The following is a 21,284-nucleotide window of genomic DNA, read 5'->3' on the forward strand; positions in this document are numbered from 1 at the left end:
AATGAACACGTAAAGATTTCAACAGACATATGTATTTACTGATTAGGTGGGCTATTAAGAAAAAACAAGCTAACTCTTATAAATCGATTTTTAATTACTTCACGTACGTATAAAGCTTTAGATGCCCTCATTACTTCAGACGAATTCACCAGTATTTTCAGCAAAAAATTCATGGAATCTTTAATTAGTCGAGTACTTTCATTGCCTTCAGAAACCCCAGAGACAAGCGGGGTTTCTTTTATTTAAATAAAGATTTTGTTTAAACTTTACAAAACTCACCTATATTAAAATATCTTCTAAAATCCTTATTGAACATTTATAATACTATTAAACGGTTTAAATTCGACAATCAGTAATGGAGGCATTTTAATGGGAAACATCCCAAAAGTATCATCACACCAATCAAATCCTAATATACCCTCACAGCAAGTGAATCCTAATACCCAACAAGGTAGCATAAAAAAAACAAGACGCCGTATTATAACTACTTTGGCTTTTATATTACCTATAATTTTTGTCCTTCAATATTCTCTGAATAACCAACAAGAAATGATTAAAGAAAAACAAATCACACTTAATACGGAACAACAAAAATTATCTTCTGTAAAGAAGGATGGTCATTCCCTTAACAAGGATGTCAAGGCTTTAACAAGTAGTGAAGAAGAAATTTTAAAATTCGCAAGGAAACTGTATGGATTTTCCAAACCGAATGAAACTATATTTCAAATAACTGAATAAAATTACACGGCATTACCTAAAAGGCGATTTGAAGATAATCGCCTTTTTATATTTAATTTCTAAAGGAATCATACTAATCTCTCTTTCTATCATATAACTACTTTGTTTAATTTGTTAAAATAAAACCGCTTGTCCGTTTCACTTTGCTCTATCATTACATTTACTATTAGTAATACGATTTTTAGAGGTGATAAATAATGGACGAGTTTTTATCTTTTGCTGCACTTAATCCCGGTTCTATTGGACCTACACTTCCAACTGTTCAACCTTTTCAATTCCCTACCGGTCCCACCGGTTCTACAGGAGCTACTGGATTAACCGGATCAACTGGACCGACTGGGCCAACCGGATCAACCGGACCAACCGGATCAACTGGATCAACTGGATCAACTGGACCAACCGGATCAACTGGATCAACTGGACCAACTGGACCAACTGGACCAACTGGATTTAATCTTCCTGCTGGACCTGCATCTATTACCTTGACTTCTAACGAAACCACAGCATGTGTATCCACTCAAGGAAATAATACTTTATTTTTTTCGGGTCAAGTATTAGTAAACGGTATTCCTACTCCAGGGGTAGTGGTCAGTTTTTCGTTTAGTAACCCATCTCTTGCTTTCATGGTTCCTCTTGCTGTCATTACCAATGCCTCAGGTAACTTTACCGCTGTATTTCTAGCCGCTAATGGGCCTGGAACAGTAACCGTTACTGCTTCTCTTCTTGATTCTCCTGGAACAATGGCTAGCGTCATTATTACCATTGTGAATTGTCCGTAATGATTTTATTTTTAAGAACTAAGCAATTTCTAATAAAAAGAGCACTGATTTTATAGTGCTCTTTTTTTATCATTTGGATGTGCCTTTCAAATTAAATTTCGTAACAGCCTATTAAAATAACGCTTTTATTGAATTTCATCCTTAACAAAATTTAATTACTCCAATGAATAAACATGCCACAGTATCGTATTTTAATAAAAACTATAAAACAGACATACTTAACACTAATAGTAGAATTTTTCTTCTTCATCAAATTCACTTCTTTTCTTTTTATAAACATAAAAAAGGATCTCTATCTATATAGAGATCCTTTCTAACTTTATAATTTACTAGACTGTAACCCCTGAATAAACGGAACTACTTCAGGATTTACAAGCGATGATAAATCACCTAACTCTTTTCCTAAGTAAGCTGCTTTAATAACACGGCGCATTACTTTAGAGTTACGTGTTTTCGGTAAATCTTCTACAACGTGGATGTCTTTAGGACACAACGCTTTTCCAATATGAGAGTTTACTAAACTCATTAATTCTTTCTTTAATTCTCCTGTGAATGTTACATGATCTCTTAATACTACAAAACAATGACAAACTTCACCTTTTACTTCGTCAGGTACACCAATTGCAGCAGCTTCAATTACATCGTTATGTTTCACAAGAATAGATTCATATTCAGCAGGTCCAATACGTTTACCTGCAATATTTAACGTATCGTCTGAACGCCCTGTGATGATATATTGTTCACCATCGTAAATGACCCAGTCACCGTGGACCCATTTATTTTCAAAACGTGACCAATATGTGTTCACGTAACGTTCATCATCTTCCCAGAAGCTTTTCGTCATACCTACCCAAGGTTTCTCTAAGCATAATTCTCCGACTTCATCTCGAATTGGTTTACCTTGATCATCCAGTACGACAGCTGCCATTCCTGGTAAAGATGCGTTAAAACTAATCGGTGCGATTGGCTTAATAAGAACATTACCGAAAATCCCACCAGAGATTTCAGTTCCACCTGAGTAGTTACAGATTGGAACATTTCCTTTTCCAACTGTTTCAAACAGCCACATCCATGGATCAGGATTCCAAGGTTCTCCTGTTGATGCGAATACTTCCAAACTCTTTAAAGAGTGTTTATTGACATACTCATCACCTTTTGCCATTAATGCTCGGATTAACGTTGGCGAAATACCTAGATGAGTAATTTCATATTTATCAACTGTCTCCCATAACCGGTCTGCTTCTGGGAAGTCTGGAACACCTTCGTACATAACCATCGTTGCTCCATTAATGAGTGAACCGAATAATAGAAATGGCCCCATCATCCAGCCCATATCAGTTACCCATAATACACGATCACCTTGTTTAATATTCATTCCAAATCCTGCATCAAAGGCTGCTTTCAAAGGAAATCCTGCATGCGTGTGTACTGTTCCTTTCGGCTTACCAGTCGTTCCTGATGTATAAATGAGCATTAATGGATCATCGCTTTGCATTTCTTCGGCATGTATGAATGGTTTTTCTTTTTCTAGCGTACTCCACGAAAAGTCATAGTTATGTGGTGTAAAATCATTTCCTGCATGACGAACGATTACCACTTTTTCAACAGTTGGGCAATGTTCACAAGCTTTATCTACTTCATCTTTTAAAGAAACAATTTTACCTCGGCGTGAAAATCCATCTGCGGTAATAATCATTTTTGAACCTGCCGCTTGCACACGTGTCATAACTGCATCAGACGCAAAGCCTGAGAATATTGGTGAAATAATTGCTCCAATTTTCATTACAGCTAGCATCGCAACAACTGTTTCTGGAATCATTGGCATATAAATTGTTACACGGTCACCTTTTTCAATACCCGCGTGTTTCAAACCATTGGCAACACGGCTTACCCAGTTATCAAGCTCTTCATATGTAAATGATTTTGAAGTTCCATTTTCCCCTTCATACTGAAGTGCTGGCTGTATTCTCGTCTCTTCATCCGCAAGCCAGCGGGATAAAGCTGATTCTACAACGTTACATGTTCCGCCATTATACCACTGTGCAAACGGTGTACCATTTTCTAAATCTAATACTTCTGTATAAGGTTTCATCCATTGATAGCCAACTGCTTTTTCTGCCTCTCCCCAAAACCAAGCTGTTTCCTCAATAGATTTATTATAAAAAGTTTCATAATCTTCATATCCCAATGATTTCATCCAACCATATAAACGTGTTTTTTCCTTGTACTCTTCTGTTGGAAACCAAACTGCTTGTTTCAATGTTTTCCCCTCCTTAACTTTTTGAGCAAGAAAGCCCTAAATAGGGCTTTTAAACTGGATATACAGGATGTTTACGATCCGTGAATACTTGATATTTACTCATATACATTTCGAAACGTCCTTTTAACTCTTCACGTAAATTGTTTGGATGAACAATACCATCAATCACCATCTCTGATGCTAAATGATAAATATCAATATCTTTCTTATACTCTTCACGTTTTTCAGCAATGAAGCTAGCACGCTCTTCTTCTGGTAAAGCTGCAATTTTATTTGCATATACAGCATTAACCGCAGCTTCTGGACCCATTACCGCAATAGAGGCTGTCGGTAATGCCAGGCAGCAATCTGGTTCAAATGCCGGACCTGCCATCGCATATAAACCAGCACCATATGCTTTACGAACAACGATAGAAATCTTCGGTACAGTTGCTTCACTCATTGCAGAAATCATTTTTGCACCGTGGCGAATAATACCGGCACGCTCTACTTTTGTACCGATCATAAATCCTGGTACATCCGCAAGGAATAATAATGGAATATGATATGCATCGCATAAATTAATAAACTTAGCAGCTTTATCAGCTGAATCGTGGAATAATACGCCACCCTTCATACGCGGCTGATTTGCAATAATACCAACTGGCTTACCATCAATACGTGCTAAGCCTGTAATTAGCTCTTGAGCAAATAATTTTTTTACTTCATAGAATGAACCCTCATCAATAACTCTATTAATGAGATCTTTCATATTGAAAGGAGCATTTTGATTTTCTGGAATGATTTGTTCTAACGTTTTATCGAATTGTTTCGGTTCTTGAGGTGTAACCAATGGAGTCTTTTCTAAATAGTTGTTTGGAAAATATGAAATGTATTGTCTTGCTTGTGTAATCGCATCTTCTTCTGTCTTACATAAAACATCTCCGCATCCTGATACAGAGCAATGCATACGAGCTCCGCCCATCTCTTCTAAAGTTACCTTCTCACCGATAACCATCTCAGCCATACGAGGAGATCCTAAATACATAGATGCATTTCCCTCTACCATCATTACAACGTCACAAAAGGCTGGAATATACGCACCACCAGCTGCAGAAGGTCCAAATAACAAGCATACTTGAGGAACTTTACCTGATAACTTCACTTGATTATAGAAGATTCTTCCTGCACCGCGGCGCCCTGGGAACATTTCTACTTGATCTGTAATACGCGCTCCAGCAGAGTCAACTAAATAAAATAACGGAACACGTAGTTTTTCAGCTGTTTCTTGAATACGTAAAATCTTTTCAACTGTGCGTGATCCCCATGATCCAGCTTTTACAGTAGAATCATTGGCCATTACACACGCAGTACGACCATGTATTTTACCCGTTGCCGTTACAACGCCATCCGCAGGTAAGCCTGTTTGTTCACAGTTAGCAAATAATGCATCTTCTACATATTCGCCATTATCAAATAGAAGCGCTAAACGGTCTCGAACGAATAATTTTCCTTTTGCTTTATTTTGCTCATGATATTTCGGTGCCCCGCCTTGTTTAATTGTTTCAACTCGTTCTTCAAATGAATTAGATTGTTGTTTTTGGTCTAACATATTTACTCCCCCTTATACATCGGTTTGCGTTTTTCTTTGAATGCCTGTAATCCTTCTATTCGATCTTTCGTATGGATTACACCTTCATACGCTTGTTTTTCCATTTGTAATCCGGTATGTAAATCAACTTGAATACCATTTGAAATTGCCTCTTTTGCTAATCGAACAGCAATAGGTCCATTACTAGCAATTTTCTCTGCTATTTCAATCGCTTTCTCTTCAAGTAAATTAGCTGGTACAACAAATTCTACTAAACCATATTCTTTTGCTTCTTGCGCTGAAATACGTCTACCTGTATAAATTAATTCTTTCGCTCTACCAACACCAATTAATCTCGGTAAGCGCTGTGTACCACCCGCTCCTGGTATAATTGCAAGTGTCGTTTCAGTAAGACCAAGACTTGCAGATTCAGCAGCAATTCTAAAATCACAAGCTAAACTTAATTCCGTACCACCACCAAGTGCGATTCCATTTATAGCAGCAATAACTGGCTGTGGTAATTGTTCAACCATCTCCATAGTAGTGCGAATCATACTAACAGCATGGCGAACTTGTTCTTCATTCATATCGGCACGCTCTTTTAAATCTGCACCAGCACAAAACGCTTTTTCACCAGCACCTGTTAGAATAACTACACGCGTATTGGACTCTTCACTTATTTGAGTTAATATGTTTTGTAACTCTTCTAATAACGCTAAAGATAATGAGTTTGCTTGTCTTTCACGATATAACGAAATCTTTACAACGTGAGGTGTTACATAATCAACTGAAATGTTTTGTAATTGTAGCATCTTCTCACCTACTTATCGTTTTATGTTGAAGCGCTCTATACACATGACTCGGTAATTGGATATTTAACTTACTTTGAATAAATTGACTAGCTCTCAATAACTTTTCTTCGTCTATATTCGTTTGGACTCCTAATTTATGGAGCATATGTACTAGGTCATCAGTAGCAACATTACCTGATGCTCCTGGTGCATAAGGGCAGCCCCCGAGTCCACCACAAGAACTATCAAACGTTGTAATACCGTATTCTAATGATTTAACTACATTCGCTAGAGCCATTCCATACGTATTATGAAAATGCATTGCAAACTGCGAAGCATCATACTTCTTTAATAGGTGTTCTAATACTTGTTCTACTTGTAATGGATTCGCTACACCGATTGTATCCCCTAGAGAAACTTCATAAATACCGTATGAAAATAGTTGATTACATAATTCGTCAACTGCTGCGAGACTTATATTCCCTTCATAAGGACATCCAAATACAGTAGAAACATAGCCTCTTACCTTTTTCCCTTCGAATAATGCCTGTTTTGTTATATCTTCAATTACGACTAATGCTTCTTTGATCGATTTATTAATATTACTTTTATTATGAGATTCACTTGCTGATAAAAAAACATTCACCTCATCTACATTTTGCAAAAAAGCTCGTTCCAAACCATTTTGATTCGGAACAAGCGCAGCATATGTAACATTGGGATCCCTTTTCAGCTCAGAAAATACATCATTTGCATCCGCTAATGCAGGGACCCATTTTGGGTGAACGAATGAGGAAACTTCAACATACGACAATCCCGCTTCTGTAAGTAGTTGAATCCATTTTACTTTATCTTTTGTGCCAACAATCTTTTTTTCATTTTGTAAGCCATCACGTGGCCCGACTTCTTTAATGACAGCAAAATTAGGTAGTTTCAATTCGCTTCCCCCTATATCTCCCTATTCAATTTCTAATAATACATCTCCTTCATTTACAAAATCGCCTTCTTGCACATTAATTTTCATAACTGTGCCAGCTTCTTCTGAAATGATTGGAATTTCCATTTTCATAGATTCCAAAATGACGACATCCTGCTCTTCCTCTACTGTATCTCCTACTCCTACAACAATCTTCCAAACGTTTCCTGCCATCGATGCGTATACTTTCGTCATCATTTTTTCCCCCTTAATATTGTTAAATCTTATTTTTTAACGAGTTGTTTCGTTACAAAGCCTGTTGTATAAATACCCTCTTTGAACACTTCGTCTTCCAAAACTTGCAGTAGCATTGGTGTGTTCGTTTTAATACCTTCTACTTTTAATTCCTCTAGAGCATCATGTAATTTTGAAATTGCTTCTTCACGAGTCTCGCCATGTGCAATGACTTTCGCAATCATTGGATCATAGAAAGGTGTAATCGTTACATGATTTTCTAAGAAGTGATCAATCCGTACATTTGACGGTAGTGTTAAATCTGTAATTTTCCCAGGTGATGGGAAGAATGTTTTCGGATCCTCTGCATAAATACGAGCTTCAATGGCATGACCACTACGTTTTACATCATCCTGAGTAAATGATAGTTTCTCTCCACTTGCGATAAGGAGTTGCTGTTCTACAAGGTCTAATCCCGTAATTTCTTCTGTCACTGGATGCTCTACTTGTAATCGCGTATTCATCTCTAAGAAATAGAAGTTCTTCTGATCATCTACAAGAAACTCAACTGTACCTGCATTTGTATAACCAAGTGCTTTGGCAGCTTGTACAGCAACTTCTCCCATCGCCTTTCGTGTACCTTCATCTAAAAATGGTGAAGGTGCTTCTTCGATTACTTTTTGATTTCGGCGCTGTACCGAACATTCACGCTCCCATAAATACACTGTGTTACCATGTGTATCTGCTAAAAGCTGAATTTCAATATGATGCGCGTCTGCTATATATCGCTCTAAATACATTTCTCCGTTACCAAAGAAGTTTTGCGCTCTTGTTTTATTACTTTCGAACGCTTTGGTGAGCGTTTGCTCAGTTTCCATCAACTGCATACCAATGCCTCCGCCGCCTGCGGATGCCTTAAGCATTAATGGATAACCAATTTGTTTTGCAATTTCAATTGCTTCTTCAGCAGTTTCAATATTTGTAGTAATACCTGGGACTACTGGGACATCTGCTGCTTGCATTGCGATACGTGATTCGATTTTACTTCCCATCTTCGTAATGATTTCTTCTGAAGGACCGATAAATACGATTCCTTCTTCTTTGCAGCGAACCGGAAAAGACGGATTCTCTGATAATAAACCATAACCCGGATGAATCGCTTCTGCATTTGTCTTCTTAGCTATTTCAATAATTTTTTCAAGGTTTAAATAACTTTCTTGAACACGCGGTCCACCTACTAAGTAAGCTTCATTTGCCATTTTCACATGAAGGGCATTTTCATCTGCTTCAGAATAAATAGCAACAGTGCGAATGCCAAGTTTTTGACAAGTTTTCATAATACGAACAGCGATTTCCCCGCGATTCGCAATTAATATTTTTTGAAACATAGTGATTCCTCCCTTTTATCTACATCCTAAATGTCTAGCAATTACGAGACGTTGAATTTCAGAAGTTCCTTCACCAATTTCTAATAGTTTCGCATCACGAATATGTCGTTCAACTTCATATTCACGCATATAGCCATATCCACCATGAATCTGTACTGCTTGATTCGCAATACGGCTTGCCGCTTCCGATGCAAATAGTTTTGCCATTGCCGCTTCTTTGCCGAAAGGTTTATCATTATCTTTTAACCAAGCTGCTTTATGTACTAAATTGCGTGCTAGCTCTACTTCAGTCGCCATATCAGCTAATTTAAATTGAATCGCTTGGAAATTAGAGATTGACTTTCCAAATTGTTGACGTTCTTTCGCATATTGCAATGCACGTTCAAAGGCTGATTGCGCAATACCAACTGCCAATGCTGCGATTGAAATACGTCCTCCATCAAGTGTATATAAAAATTGTTTAAAACCTTTATTTACATCACCAAGAATATTTTCTTTCGGTACACGAACACCATCAAGTACGATTTCACAAGTATTAGAAGCGCGAACGCCCATTTTATCGTAAGGACTAGAAATCGTTAATCCTTCACTAGTAGTAGGTACGATAAATGCTGAAATGCGTTTTCTACCATTCTCTTCAACACCGTTGACAGCGGTTACAATAATGGTATTTGCATACTCTGCGTTTGTAATCCAACACTTCTCACCACTGATTACATACTCATCGCCATCTAGTACCGCTTTCGTTTGAGTACCACCTGCATCTGATCCAGCATTCGGCTCCGTTAATCCGAAGGCACCTAATGTTTTACCTGACGCCATTGGAACTAAATACTTTTGTTTTTGTTCTTCTGTACCGAAATAATAAATTGGAGAAGCACCTAATGAAATTGTTGCAGCATAGCTTAAACCAGTGCCACCACAAGCGCGACCAATTTCTTCAACTGCTAACGCATACGATACAGTATCGCCACCTGAACCTCCATACTCTTCTGGGAATGGGATGCCTAATAATCCTAGTTCGCCCATTTTTTGAAATGTTTCATATGGAAACTCTGCAGTTTTGTCATAATATACAGCTTTCGGTGCGATTTCCTTTTCAGCAAAGTCACGTACCATTTCTTTAATCATTTGTTTTTCGCGAGTTAGAGTAAATTCCATTCCGCTACACACCCCTTATCGAATATTGAGTTTCGACAGCGTGCGAGTTTCTACTACAAACATAACAACTTAAAAGACAAGAATATTAGTTAGACAATTGCTATAATTCTGTCATAACTTAATTTTAAAACAGATTCTGTACTAATGCACAAAAAAATTCCTACATTGTTCTACAACAACATAGGATATTTTGTGTCGAATTATGTAATTTATTGTTTAATAATCTCTACCTTTTCCCGAATCAGAAATTTCTACTAATGCTTCAGGGTATGGTTCGAAATACGTTTGTCTTAATAAATACTTTTCATCAAATCGAATGGCCCATGATTTTAAAATTGTAAGTAAACTACTAAGTGGTATTTTCTTTTCTGCATACTTTTGTAACAGTTCTATAAAATGATCTTTTTCTTGTTTTTTTAGCTTTGTTTTAAAGTATCCAAAAATGTGCTCGCATACATTTACATTCGATGTATAGCGGGGGGTGCGCATAAATAATTCATATAAAGTCTTCTCATAGTTTTCAAATACAACTTCAATCTTTTCATTTTTGTGATTTGCAATTATACGCCCTAATTCCTTTTGTTTCACTTGATTATATGCCATAAATAAATATTTATTGTCCGACTGAAACGATACAAGGTCTTTCATATTTTTATTATGTTTAATCATTTTGTAATATGCGATTGTAAATAGTCTTGTAAAGAAATGCTCTCTAATAATAAAATTCGACAATCTGCCTTCCTCTTCAATAGGAAGATGCGAAAATTTTTTTACTACTGCTCCGCCAAATAAGCCCGATCCTTTTCCCTTTGCTGGCGCTTTTTCAAAACCAGAATAAATTTTCACATCACGCGTACCACAACTTGGTGAACGATTCTTTAAAATAAAACCATCCACATCCGATATCGTTTGTAAAAAGTCATTTGAAAACTGCTCCATTTTTTCAGTTACATCTTCTCGTGTCGACGGTTGCACAAGTCTGTTCTCACCATTTTCTTCTACAATTCGTATCGTTTCACGAGGAGTTCCCAATCCAATCTCCACTTCTGGACAAACAGGTATAAATGTAACAAATGGCTGCAAATTTCGTATTGTTACATCTGGAATCATCTCTCCATTATATCGACAAGCATCAAATTCTAAACATTTACTTACGACGATTGTAGGTTTTGCAAATTGCCGCATCTCATTACCTCCTTAGTGCTAGTCCGTATACTATAAATTGTACTAAGATTAACATTTTAAGCAAAGTTTGATTCATTTATTTTTATGAGAAATATATATCCAATAATATATTAACAATCATTCAACTCTATTTTCAATAAATGTGCGCCCTATTATACTGGTTTAGATATTGTGAAATGAATAATACACAGATGCTCCGGAGAAATTAATGATTAAGAAAGGAGGGAATTGTTATGAAAAAGAAATTATCATCTATTTTAAGTGTTTTAGCACTCTCTATTATGTTTTTAGGTACATCTGCGCAAGCTGAATACGATGGAAATAATATGAATAGAGTGAATAACACTGATATTTCAACTCGAGTAAATGACAATAATTTAGACAGAGTTAATAATGATGTAAGAACTCGAAATGTAAATACAACAAATGATTTAAATGATAATCGTGATAGAAATAATAATTGGGCTTGGCTTGGTTTATTAGGACTAGCAGGATTATTAGGTCTTAGAAGAAGAGACAAAGAAACACGCTGATTTAGAATGTTTTTAATAAACAAGTACTTATTTATCAAAAATATATAACGAAAATAAATCGCCTTTTTAAAGGCGATTTATTTTTACTTAAAAAGTAATATATGTAATTCACACTTCGACGATTAAATTCGTGGAGTTAATCCATACAATATAAATTGAATCGTATTTTCAATTTCTGCTTCATCATTCCATTTTTCTTCAGGTAATAATAAAAATCGTGTTAATAATAAACCTAATACAGCTGATAAAGTAAGACGTAGTACGGAAGATGGTGGTATCTCAATAATCTCTCCTTCTTCTTGAAATTTCACAATCAACTTTTTGAAATGTGAAAACAGTTCTGTTTCTACTAATTGCTGTATTTCATTTTTTAGTTCTGGTTGAAATGGTACTTCTTGAATTAATATTTTTATCATAGGAAAGTGTTTTTGAGCAAATTTAAATCTATTATGAATTACAACTCTTAAAAGTCCTTCATACGATTCATACTCTGATTTAAATATTTCTTTTGCAAAGGTTTGTACGAAAAATGGTGCAACGAACTTAGTTAAAGTTGGCATTACGACCGCTAGTAATAAATCTTTTTTCGTCTTATAGTAGCGGAAGATGGTTCCTTCCGCTACACCAGCACGCTTTGCAATTTCACTTGTTGAAGTTGAAGCGTATCCTTTTTCTCCAAACATATCAACAGCCGCCTCTAATATTCGCATTTGACGTTCATTTCGTTTATCCGTATTAGTTGCAGCTATTAATTCCTCCAGCCAATCCTTCTGCATTTATAAAGCTCCTTTTTGTCATTATTATATTTTGCGATGTTTCTTTAAAGCAAATACATTCCCTACTGCAAATAATAGTGAAAAAAGTAATAATACAGTAAGATCTAATGCAATCTCTGTAAACCCTTGATTCCGAATCATCACTTGTCTCATTGCGTCAGCGCCGTATGTGAGTGGAAATACTTTCCCTAACATTTGTAGCCACTTATTCATAGATTCCATTGGAAACAATCCAGAAAAGAAGATTTGTGGCACAATAACAAGCGGTATAAATTGAATCATTTGAAATTCATTATTTGCGTATGCCGATAAAAACGTACCTAATGTTAGTGCAGTTAAAGAGAGCATACATGTAATAAGTAGCGTTAGCCATATGGAGCCAGCTACGTATAAATCTAAAATATAAACGGAAAAGCTTACGATAATAATGGATTGTATAAAGGCAAAGATTCCAAAACCAATAATATAACCTGCGACTATTTCCCATCTTCTTACTGGGGTGGATAATAACCTTTCTAGCGTACCACTTAAACGTTCTCTTACGAAAGATACACCTGATAATATAAATACAAAGAAAAATGTAAAGAAACCAATTAATACAGGACCAAGCCCATCAAACATCGTAAAGTCTTTAGAGCCATGTAAATAATTTACTTCAGGTTTCATAATCGATACATCATTCTTCTCTGTGCTTTTTTGCAATACTTGAAGTACAGCACGATTTTTTGACGAATCACTACCTTCCAACAGAAGTTTCATTTTTCCATTCTCTATTCGAAATACTGCATCTACCTTTTGTTTTTCCAACTCAGAAATCGCCTTTTCCTTACTGTATTCATAAATTGACGCTTCTTGATTTTTCATCACTTTTACTATTTGAGCGGGCATATCAACAACAGCAATTTGCGGTATATAGTCTTTCTGTGTAAACACTAGTGACAAAAGCCAAAGTAATAACATCGGCGCTCCAAACATCATTGCTAACGAACGCTTATCTCGAAAAAATTGACGAATAATACGTATAATTACACCAGTAACTCTCATGATGGCACCACCTCTTCTAGCAAAAAGACATCTTCAATCCGTCCAGATGACACGCGTTTTTTCAATTCTTCAGTTGTTCCAACCGCAACTAGTTTCCCTTCTCTAATTAACCCTAGACGCTCACAAAATTCAGCTTCATCCATAATGTGCGTCGTTACAATAATCGTTGTGCCTTTCTTTTTAAGATCATAAAATTTTTCCCAAATCGTTTTTCTAAGAAGCGGATCTATCCCCACTGTAGGCTCATCTAAAATTAATATTTCTGGTTCGTGAAGGAGCGCTATTGCTAATGATAAGCGTTTTTTCATTCCACCTGAAAATTGTTGTACTTGCTTTTTCATATACTGTGACAATTGTACAAGTTCAAAAACCTCTGCAATTCTTGTCTTTTTACGTTTTCCCTTTAGTCCATACATCGTTGCTATAAAATCTGCATTTTCATATGCTGACAATTCTTCGTATAATGCATCCGCCTGGGCCATATAACCAATTCTTTTCATTTCATTTAAATTAGGCATATTAGTATTATTAACAAGCACTTCACCTTTCGTTGCCTCATTAATACCTGCAATCATTTTAATGAGCGTTGTTTTCCCAGATCCAGAAGGTCCAACAAAACCAAAAATTTCTGCTTTTTCAACTTGCAATGAAAGATTGTGTAACACTTCTTTTTTCCCAAAACTTTTTGATACAGTCCGTAAAATAATGGAAGGTTGTTGCACGTTTCATCCTCCTTTTCCAATAAAATGAGTGAGTACTCACTTTTATTTTACCTTTGCTTAATTATATGTCAAACTTCATTGATTAGTATGTATGTTCAATCAACGATATTAAACAATGAAACAGAGTCGACATTAGAATTTCATTTCCTAAAGTCGACTCTGTTTCATTTAAACTATAAATTTCACTTTACGTTTTTAAATTCATATACTTCCGAATTCTAGCAACATCTAAAGAATATTCAATAACTAATTGCTGTAACGGTAAAATAACTGTGTCAGGATATAAATGTGCATATTGTAATGTTTCTGCATATTTTTCTAACCTTTTTTCTAAATACTTTATTATTTGATCAGGATGACTTACTAATAAACATTTACAATAATAATGTATTTGTTCCTCAATCGCCGTGTATTCTTCAATTTCATATTCTTTATGCATGTGTACACCCCTTTAAGTTTTTTACATGAATTACTTATCACAATTTTCACTCGACAAATTTTAAGTTTTTTGATTATTTACACTATAACAAACAATCAGGGTCAAATTTTGTTACTTTATGTAACGTAGAAAATTTTTAACAAAATTGTAATGTTAACTCCTGCAAAATACATAAAATCTCTTTACTCACTTTTGTATAAAAAAATCGTACAGCTTAATTTAACTGCACGACTACAATCTCTGGCCTATTCAAAATTCTTTGCGGAATGATACTATTTCCTAATCCTCTACTCACTACCATTGATGTATTTTGTTCTACATATAAACCTGCTGTATATTTAGGTAAAACACCTTGATTTGGAGCAACTAATCCACCGATAAATGGCAATCTAACTTGTCCTCCATGAGCATGTCCCGATAAAACCAAATCCAACCTCTCATTCGTATATTCCTTTATAAATTCAGGCCTATGGGATAATAATACATTATATCTATCTGGCTGCATTTCAATTTTTGCTTTTTTAATTTCATCTATTATAATATTTCCTTCATCACGGTTTCCAGTAACAAACTCTGGATCATCAATACCTAGCAAGTTTATTTCTTGCTCACCCTTTCGAATGCCTACATGTTCATTCCTTAAAACATTGACACCATATTTCTTCAACTCTTTTTCTAAACTGTTATACTTTCCAGACCATTGTTCATGGTTTCCTGTCACAAAATATACAGGATACTTCTTTACCATTTCTTGTATTAATTGCATACTCACTTCTGCATCGTATGATTTACTGTCAATTAAATCACCCGTAATCGCAATAATATCTGGGTCTATACTTTTTATTTTTTGAATTAACACATCTTGATTATCGCCAAATTTTTTATTGTGTAAGTCTGAAATTTGTAGAATTTTATACCCTTTAAAAGAGGATGGTATTTTACTAGAGGTTATTTTAACCTCAGTTATACTTATTAAATTGTTCTGTAAATATAAAAAGATTGTAAAACCTACTAATATACAAATAATCATTACAATTCTATTAATTTTCTTTTTCATATTTTCTCCTTTACATTCTCATCAAACACTTCTATATGCTAACTGAATTATATTATACTTTCTTGAAATTTATTTAAATTAATAAAATAATACAGTACATGAAATTTCGTATGAGATATGTCATATATATTCGTTATATTTTTACTTTTACCTTTTTAATAATAAGAATACAAAAACGACTCTTATCACAAGAAAAGAGTCGTTTTCTAACTTTATACTTTTAATACTTTCATGTTAAAAATGCGAAAACTAAAATACTATTTAAGAGCCTTAACTATAACTTTAGTTGCCTCTGCAATGAGTTGATTATCATAGGTTGCCTCTTTCTCATCTTTACTAGATAAAATTACGATGATAATTGGTGCTCTATTTGGAGGCCAAACGATAGCAATATCATTTCTTGTCCCGTAACTACCAGCACCTGATTTATCTCCAACTACCCAGTCAGTTGGTACGCCTGCACGAATAAGTTTGTCCCCTGTAGCATTTCCTTTCATCCACTCTGTAAGAATTTTACGTTTTTCAGCTGGAAGTGCATTTCCGACCGTAAAAGCTTTAAGATTCATAGCAATAGCTTTCGCTGTACTAGTGTCACGAATGTCTCCTGGAATAGCTTCGTTTAATTCTGTTTCAAAGCGATCAGACATAGTAATCCGATCCCCCATATGCCTAAGCGCTTTTTCATATCCTTTAGGTCCTCCTATTTTATTAAATAAAATGTTCCCTGCAGTATTATCACTTGAACGAACAGCAGCCTCAGCAATTTCTCCTAGTTTCATTCCAGTATCTACATGTTTCTCTGTAACAGGTGAATAATCCACTAAGTCTTCTTTCGTATATGTGATTACTTCATTTAATGAATCAATTGAGTTTTGCTGTAGTAATACTCCCGCGGCTAAAGCCTTGTAGGTTGATGCGAAGGCAAATCTTTCGTTAGGTCGATAAGAGATTGTTTGATTTGTACCAGTATCAATCGCATATACACCTACTCGAGCATCAAATTTTTTCTCAAGTTGTGAGAACTCTTTATGCGTCGCCTGATTTTTATGTTTCACTTGTCCAGTCTTTTCTTTCGCTTCAACTTGCAGTGCCCCTCCTGTAAAAGCTTCTAGGCTTGTAATACTTAAACCTAATATACCAACGCATATTCCTATTTTTAGCATCCTCTTATTTTTCAAAATCATCATTCCTTCCAAATTTTTAGCACCTTTTTATACGTACACATAATAGACAATCACCGAACCAAATTTGTTCCACAAACTAAAAAAATTATAGCTAGTATGAGAGTTATTAACAAAATAAGAGATAGTAGCTACGACGCCTCTATCTCTTATTTCATATTTCATTTTTTTACTTATAAATGGCTTTATATGAACAGGGTCTCTTCCCTGAGAAAAGTACTCTAATTTTGCTTAGAACTACCTGTACTAGTAGCTTCACCATGTATACGTTGCTGTTTCAAATCAAAGTATACATCTAATACTTCCTTTCCAATTATAGAATTAATTCCATTTTTATCATCATGAAGCCATGGAACTACTACGGAAAATGCTACTTCTGGATTATCATATGGAGCATATCCAACTAACGTTAAGTTGTAACATTCCATACGTTCTCCTTTTGCATTTCTACCAATCGGGTCATCTCCACCATATACAGTTTGGGCTGTTCCTGTCTTTCCTGCTGGTTTATATGGCGCGTTTTTGAAATATTTCACGCCAGTTCCATCACCTTCTTGGAATACCCATCTAAACCCTTCTTTTATCCGATCAATATGTTCTTTCTTCATATCAATTCGATTTAATACGACAGGCTCTATGGAACGTATAACTTTGCCAACCTCTTCTTTTATTGATTGTTCTCGTATTTCTTGTACAATTTGAGGTTGCATTCTATAACCACCATTCGCAATCGTTGAAATATATTGCGCTAATTGCAACGGCGTATACGTATCATACTGACCGATAGAAAAATCTAGTAAAAACCCAGGTTGACTATCTACTTTTCTCGTTTGTCCAATTATTTCATTCGGTAAATCAATACCTGTTGGGACACCTAAACCAAATTGCTTGAAATAATAGCGCATCGTATCAAATGCTCCTTGTTTAATATCCAATGAGCCATTTGGTACGTAATTGACTCCCGCAATTTTTAAAGCTGTTTGGAACATGTATACATTCGAAGATACTTGTAAAGCCCGTAAATCATTAATATTACCAAATCCGGATACATTCCACGATTTCTTAGCTTGTGTACCTTTAAATTTCATCGGCGCGTCATAAAATTGATCTCCTGGATGTATTGCCCCTGTCTCATATCCAGTTAATAAAGTAGCACCTTTTACAGCTGACCCTAGCTCATACGAAGTTGTCATGTTACCTAATGCCAAATCCTCAACCTCTATTCTTCCTTCTTTTTCTACAATCTTTTTGCCTGCCATTGATAAAATTTGTCCGTTATTTGGATTCGTCATGACAACAAAAGCTCGATCGAGCAGTGGCTCTGAACTCTTAAAAGCTCTCAAGTTTTTCTCTATACTTTCTTCCACTTTCTTTTGTAATTCCATATCAATCGTTAATGTTAAACTATTACCACTTTTTCCTTTAGAGATTATTTCTGTGCTAACAATGTTTCCTGATTTATCAGTAATATTTTTCACTTCTTCTTTTGTGCCGTGTAATACATCTTCATATCGTTGTTCAATATAACTTTTTCCAACACGATCATTACGGTTATATCCACGTACTAAATAAGAATCTAAATTTTCTTTCGGTAATCCTTCTTCACTACTCGTAATATTTCCTAATACAGAACGAAATAAATTACCATTTACATAATTACGTTCCCAATCAACAGTTGCATCTACTCCTGGAAAATTCGCAAGGTTTTCACTTATCCGCGCATACTCTTCATCTGTTACATCTTTTTTAATAATTTGTGGTGTTAGTTGATAACCTGAACTCATTTTACTTTTAATAGCTAACACCTTTAAATCTTGTGCTGTTAATTCTGCTAATTCTACCTCTGTAACACGACCTCGTCTTAAGTCTTCTATTTTTTTATCTAACTCTTTTCCCTCTATACCCTTTTCTTTAAACTTTTCTATATCTTTCTTAGTAATCTTTGTCTCCGCACGTTTCAAATTCAACTGCATCCAAAAATCTTTTTTATCGATATCTGTTAATTTATTTATATCTTGTTCAGGCATTTCAAGTACTTTCGCCAAGTCTTTTGCTGTTTTTAAAATATCTTCACTCGTAATTCCCTTCACCCTTGTATACGTAATTGTGCGAAGAGATTTATTATTAACAACTGTTTTCCCTTCTCGATCTAAAATTTGTCCACGTGGAACTGGAATACTAGTTATTGCATTTTGACTACTTTCCACTTGGTTCTTATAAGCCTCTCCCTCAACGATTTGTACCTTTCCTAGCTGCATAATAATAGCTGAGAATAGTACAAATATGCAAAGGAACATTATATTTAATCGAATAGATATATATGTCTTCTGCTTCTTGCCTTTTTGTCCTTTCATAAATCCTCCATTTAATCCTTTCAGGAATTGCTACAAATACTAAAAGCATTCCTTATATATTAGATACCGATAATCGGTTATAAATATCGCCTCAATTTTTTGCTTAATCCTTGTAAGCAACCATTCCTTTTCGTTTAGCTACGGAATTAATAACTCTCCCTTCTTGTTTTCTCTCTATTTTTTTTGCCACTTGCATTAGAAGTGCTAAACTGTATAATAACTCTTATTAAACTTACATATAAACTTGCTAGTAAATTTTCATGCTAATTATTCCTTTCTTCATGCTGTAATACTTAATAGACAACCTAAACAATAAAGTTGTTCCACATTTACAAAAAAAATAATTAAATATAAGATGAAATAGGCTACATAAGGGAGGGTTATATGTTACATACAAGAAGATGGAGATTTTTTGCGGTTCTTTTTTCTATTGTAGGTTTGATTTTACTAATTTTATTAAAAATCAACTTCTTTTCAATTACTATCGCAACTTCTTCAGCTGAAAGAGGAAAGATTTTTGATAAAAATGGTGTAATGCTAGCTACAAATAAGAAAGTTAAGTCTCTATATTGCACTTCTAATGATGAAAAGCTATCGAAACAAGATACATCAAACACATTAGCTTTTTTTAACCAATTTTCAAGCGAGTTTCAACATGATATTTCTACAGAGAACATAAAATCTCAATTACAACAATCTTGTAAAAAGAAGACTATGAATGATATACCGTTATACTCTGATATAAATGAGAATGAACTTGCATTCATAAACAAAAACAAACCCAATAATGTAATAATTAAAGATGAATGGATTCGATATTACCCTAAACACGAAATTGGTTCACAAGTAATTGGGTATGTAGAAAATGACCTTAAGTCCAAGCATATGGCTGTTGGAAAAAGCGGGATTGAGCTGCAATATGAAAATGATTTAAAAGGAAAACCAGGCAAAACTCTTATTTTTAAATTGAATAATAAAAAGTTCTTATGGAACATTCAAAAAGTACAAAAAGGAAAAGATGTGCAGCTAGCTTTAGACTCTGAGTTGCAGCAAAAGGCAGAAGAAGCATTAAAATCTCAAATTAAGAAAACACCTGATGCTAAAGCTGGTTATGCTATAGTGAGCGATGCAAAAACTGGCGCAATTTTAACTATGGCCAACTCGGTAGCTTTTAATCCAAATATATTAAATACACATGTATCTTCTAGAAAAGAAAACATTAAATCTCTTTCGCAAAATAAAGCAATTCAAAAATTAAAGTATGGTGAATCTTATGTAAATATGGCTTCTACTATAAAACCACTCACTATTTTAATTGGATTAAATGAAAAGCTTTTCCAACCAGAAGATACTTATTTAGATAAAGGTACTTTTCAGTATGATAATCAAAATAACATTACGAATGCGCCTGGAACACCAACAGGGGAGATTACACCGAGGCAGGCTATCATTAATTCATCTAACACATTTATGACAGCAAAAGTAGCTCTGCCCTTATTCAACCAAAATAATGGAAATATAGAAAAAGTGGCACATATATGGACAGATTATTTAATGCAATTCGGCCTACGTTCTAAAACTGGGATTGATTTACCCTTTGAAGAAGACGGACAATATGAATTCCATCCATCTAATAAATTTGAAAATGGGATTTCAGCTTTATTAAATGCCTCTTGGGGAGGAAATGAAGTGCATACTCCTCTTCAACTCGCTCAATATGCAGCAACTTTGGCAAGTAAAGGCGACAAATATAAACCTCAAATCGTAAGTGCGATTATTGGTCAAGATGATAAGGAAACCAAAAAGTTTAAACCCATTTTAGAAAGTTCAAATCGTTACCCGATGAACTTTTGGAGTGTCGTGCAAGGTGGGATGAGTCAAAATATAGAGGAAATTAAAAAGTTGCCCTTTGACGTCGCAGGTAAAACAGGTATTACAGGTTTTCCGAATGAGCAAGCAAGAATGATAAATCACTCTCTTTTCATTGCGTATGCTCCTACGGAAGATCCACAAATTGCCGTTTCTGTCGTTATCCCTGGTAGTAATTCAGAAAAAAACATTGCCGCTCTCGTTACATCAGAAATTTTAGAGTACTGGAATACTCTTCAAAACGAAAATAAAAATAAAGAGGAAGGTTCACTTTAATGAACCTTCCT

The 21,284-nt window shown here is 34.9% G+C and carries 20 protein-coding genes and 1 pseudogene; 4 read left to right on the top strand and 17 right to left on the bottom strand.

What is annotated here, in order from left to right:
* Positions 1–369 precede the first annotated feature (369 nt).
* A complete protein-coding gene (locus AB6801_RS24855) occupies positions 370–738 on the top strand; it encodes an FtsB family cell division protein (protein WP_000526886.1) in 369 nt (122 codons plus the stop codon).
* A 197-nt stretch (positions 739–935) separates the two neighbouring features.
* Positions 936–992 (top strand): annotated as a pseudogene (locus AB6801_RS24860) (exosporium leader peptide-containing protein); the annotation flags it as partial.
* Between the two features lie 17 nt (positions 993–1,009).
* On the opposite strand, the gene AB6801_RS24865 reads toward AB6801_RS24860, so the two are convergent.
* The 10 genes from AB6801_RS24865 to AB6801_RS24910 form a co-directional block, all read right to left on the bottom strand.
* Positions 1,010–1,240, bottom strand: coding sequence for a hypothetical protein (locus AB6801_RS24865; RefSeq protein ID WP_255262016.1), 231 nt, complete (start codon positions 1,238–1,240; stop codon positions 1,010–1,012).
* 45 nt (positions 1,241–1,285) lie between these two features.
* A complete protein-coding gene (locus tag AB6801_RS24870; protein WP_000236249.1) occupies positions 1,286–1,501 on the bottom strand; it encodes a hypothetical protein in 216 nt (71 codons plus the stop codon).
* A 335-nt stretch (positions 1,502–1,836) separates the two neighbouring features.
* Positions 1,837–3,777 carry an AMP-binding protein gene (locus AB6801_RS24875; protein ID WP_000806481.1) on the bottom strand — a complete coding sequence of 647 codons (1,941 nt, stop codon included), beginning with the start codon at positions 3,775–3,777 and terminating at the stop codon, positions 1,837–1,839.
* A gap of 49 nt (positions 3,778–3,826) precedes the next feature.
* Positions 3,827–5,368, bottom strand: coding sequence for an acyl-CoA carboxylase subunit beta (locus tag AB6801_RS24880; RefSeq protein ID WP_000886744.1), 1,542 nt, complete (start codon positions 5,366–5,368; stop codon positions 3,827–3,829).
* A gap of 2 nt (positions 5,369–5,370) precedes the next feature.
* On the bottom strand, positions 5,371–6,159 hold the full coding sequence (locus tag AB6801_RS24885) for an enoyl-CoA hydratase (protein ID WP_000939816.1): 789 nt from the start codon (positions 6,157–6,159) through the stop codon (positions 5,371–5,373).
* Positions 6,160–6,163: 4 nt separating this feature from the next.
* Positions 6,164–7,075 carry a hydroxymethylglutaryl-CoA lyase gene (mvaB, locus tag AB6801_RS24890; protein WP_000775437.1) on the bottom strand — a complete coding sequence of 304 codons (912 nt, stop codon included), beginning with the start codon at positions 7,073–7,075 and terminating at the stop codon, positions 6,164–6,166.
* Positions 7,076–7,096: 21 nt separating this feature from the next.
* Complete coding sequence (locus AB6801_RS24895) at positions 7,097–7,312, bottom strand: acetyl-CoA carboxylase biotin carboxyl carrier protein subunit (protein WP_001987345.1); 216 nt, start codon at positions 7,310–7,312, stop codon at positions 7,097–7,099.
* A 26-nt stretch (positions 7,313–7,338) separates the two neighbouring features.
* Positions 7,339–8,676: an acetyl-CoA carboxylase biotin carboxylase subunit gene (locus tag AB6801_RS24900; RefSeq protein WP_000486742.1), complete on the bottom strand. Its 1,338-nt coding sequence runs from the start codon at positions 8,674–8,676 to the stop codon at positions 7,339–7,341.
* Between the two features lie 15 nt (positions 8,677–8,691).
* Positions 8,692–9,837: an acyl-CoA dehydrogenase gene (locus AB6801_RS24905; RefSeq protein WP_000397282.1), complete on the bottom strand. Its 1,146-nt coding sequence runs from the start codon at positions 9,835–9,837 to the stop codon at positions 8,692–8,694.
* A gap of 216 nt (positions 9,838–10,053) precedes the next feature.
* Positions 10,054–11,022, bottom strand: a complete 969-nt coding sequence (locus AB6801_RS24910; RefSeq protein ID WP_001248645.1) for a YbgA family protein — start codon at positions 11,020–11,022, stop codon at positions 10,054–10,056.
* Between the two features lie 233 nt (positions 11,023–11,255).
* On the opposite strand from AB6801_RS24910, the gene AB6801_RS24915 reads away from it, so the two are divergent.
* Entirely contained in the window at positions 11,256–11,555 is a 300-nt protein-coding gene (locus AB6801_RS24915; protein ID WP_000728151.1) for a WGxxGxxG family protein, read from the top strand.
* Between the two features lie 122 nt (positions 11,556–11,677).
* Here AB6801_RS24915 and AB6801_RS24920 read toward each other — a convergent pair whose 3' ends face one another.
* The 7 genes from AB6801_RS24920 to AB6801_RS24950 all read right to left on the bottom strand — a co-directional run bounded on the left by AB6801_RS24920 (position 11,678) and on the right by AB6801_RS24950 (position 19,128).
* Positions 11,678–12,331 carry a TetR/AcrR family transcriptional regulator gene (locus AB6801_RS24920; protein WP_001168198.1) on the bottom strand — a complete coding sequence of 218 codons (654 nt, stop codon included), beginning with the start codon at positions 12,329–12,331 and terminating at the stop codon, positions 11,678–11,680.
* 24 nt (positions 12,332–12,355) lie between these two features.
* Positions 12,356–13,375, bottom strand: coding sequence for an ABC transporter permease (locus AB6801_RS24925; protein ID WP_001266728.1), 1,020 nt, complete (start codon positions 13,373–13,375; stop codon positions 12,356–12,358).
* The gene (locus AB6801_RS24930) at positions 13,372–14,097 is read right to left on the bottom strand and encodes an ABC transporter ATP-binding protein (protein WP_001187071.1); all 726 of its coding nucleotides are present in this window, start codon (positions 14,095–14,097) and stop codon (positions 13,372–13,374) included. The genes AB6801_RS24925 and AB6801_RS24930 overlap by 4 nt, the downstream gene beginning before the upstream one ends.
* A gap of 187 nt (positions 14,098–14,284) precedes the next feature.
* A complete protein-coding gene (locus AB6801_RS24935; protein WP_000548621.1) occupies positions 14,285–14,536 on the bottom strand; it encodes a hypothetical protein in 252 nt (83 codons plus the stop codon).
* A 214-nt stretch (positions 14,537–14,750) separates the two neighbouring features.
* The gene (locus AB6801_RS24940; protein WP_086392438.1) at positions 14,751–15,593 is read right to left on the bottom strand and encodes a metallophosphoesterase; all 843 of its coding nucleotides are present in this window, start codon (positions 15,591–15,593) and stop codon (positions 14,751–14,753) included.
* 257 nt (positions 15,594–15,850) lie between these two features.
* Positions 15,851–16,777 carry a class A beta-lactamase Bla1 gene (gene bla / locus AB6801_RS24945; RefSeq protein WP_141530670.1) on the bottom strand — a complete coding sequence of 309 codons (927 nt, stop codon included), beginning with the start codon at positions 16,775–16,777 and terminating at the stop codon, positions 15,851–15,853.
* Between the two features lie 218 nt (positions 16,778–16,995).
* On the bottom strand, positions 16,996–19,128 hold the full coding sequence (locus tag AB6801_RS24950; protein ID WP_000678283.1) for a peptidoglycan D,D-transpeptidase FtsI family protein: 2,133 nt from the start codon (positions 19,126–19,128) through the stop codon (positions 16,996–16,998).
* Between the two features lie 384 nt (positions 19,129–19,512).
* Here AB6801_RS24950 and AB6801_RS24955 point away from each other — a divergent pair, with 384 nt between their 5' ends.
* Complete coding sequence (locus AB6801_RS24955; RefSeq protein WP_000903419.1) at positions 19,513–21,273, top strand: peptidoglycan D,D-transpeptidase FtsI family protein; 1,761 nt, start codon at positions 19,513–19,515, stop codon at positions 21,271–21,273.
* Positions 21,274–21,284 lie beyond the last annotated feature (11 nt).

Source organism: Bacillus sp. RCC_6_1 (assembly GCF_041360755.1).
GTDB lineage: Bacteria > Bacillota > Bacilli > Bacillales > Bacillaceae_G > Bacillus_A > Bacillus_A cereus.

Bases quoted from the DNA above. Each gene is read 5' to 3' on its own strand.
- AB6801_RS24855 (WP_000526886.1), top strand. From the start codon at position 370: ATGGGAAACATCCCAAAAGTATCATCACACCAATCAAATCCTAATATA.
- AB6801_RS24870 (WP_000236249.1), bottom strand. From the start codon at position 1,501: ATGGTAATAATGACGCTAGCCATTGTTCCAGGAGAATCAAGAAGAGAA.
- AB6801_RS24880 (WP_000886744.1), bottom strand. From the start codon at position 5,368: ATGTTAGACCAAAAACAACAATCTAATTCATTTGAAGAACGAGTTGAA.
- AB6801_RS24885 (WP_000939816.1), bottom strand. From the start codon at position 6,159: ATGCTACAATTACAAAACATTTCAGTTGATTATGTAACACCTCACGTT.
- AB6801_RS24895 (WP_001987345.1), bottom strand. From the start codon at position 7,312: ATGATGACGAAAGTATACGCATCGATGGCAGGAAACGTTTGGAAGATT.
- AB6801_RS24900 (WP_000486742.1), bottom strand. From the start codon at position 8,676: ATGTTTCAAAAAATATTAATTGCGAATCGCGGGGAAATCGCTGTTCGT.
- AB6801_RS24905 (WP_000397282.1), bottom strand. From the start codon at position 9,837: ATGGAATTTACTCTAACTCGCGAAAAACAAATGATTAAAGAAATGGTA.
- AB6801_RS24910 (WP_001248645.1), bottom strand. From the start codon at position 11,022: ATGCGGCAATTTGCAAAACCTACAATCGTCGTAAGTAAATGTTTAGAA.
- AB6801_RS24915 (WP_000728151.1), top strand. From the start codon at position 11,256: ATGAAAAAGAAATTATCATCTATTTTAAGTGTTTTAGCACTCTCTATT.
- AB6801_RS24920 (WP_001168198.1), bottom strand. From the start codon at position 12,331: ATGCAGAAGGATTGGCTGGAGGAATTAATAGCTGCAACTAATACGGAT.
- AB6801_RS24925 (WP_001266728.1), bottom strand. From the start codon at position 13,375: ATGAGAGTTACTGGTGTAATTATACGTATTATTCGTCAATTTTTTCGA.
- AB6801_RS24935 (WP_000548621.1), bottom strand. From the start codon at position 14,536: ATGCATAAAGAATATGAAATTGAAGAATACACGGCGATTGAGGAACAA.
- AB6801_RS24940 (WP_086392438.1), bottom strand. From the start codon at position 15,593: ATGAAAAAGAAAATTAATAGAATTGTAATGATTATTTGTATATTAGTA.
- bla (WP_141530670.1), bottom strand. From the start codon at position 16,777: ATGATTTTGAAAAATAAGAGGATGCTAAAAATAGGAATATGCGTTGGT.
- AB6801_RS24950 (WP_000678283.1), bottom strand. From the start codon at position 19,128: ATGAAAGGACAAAAAGGCAAGAAGCAGAAGACATATATATCTATTCGA.
- AB6801_RS24955 (WP_000903419.1), top strand. From the start codon at position 19,513: ATGTTACATACAAGAAGATGGAGATTTTTTGCGGTTCTTTTTTCTATT.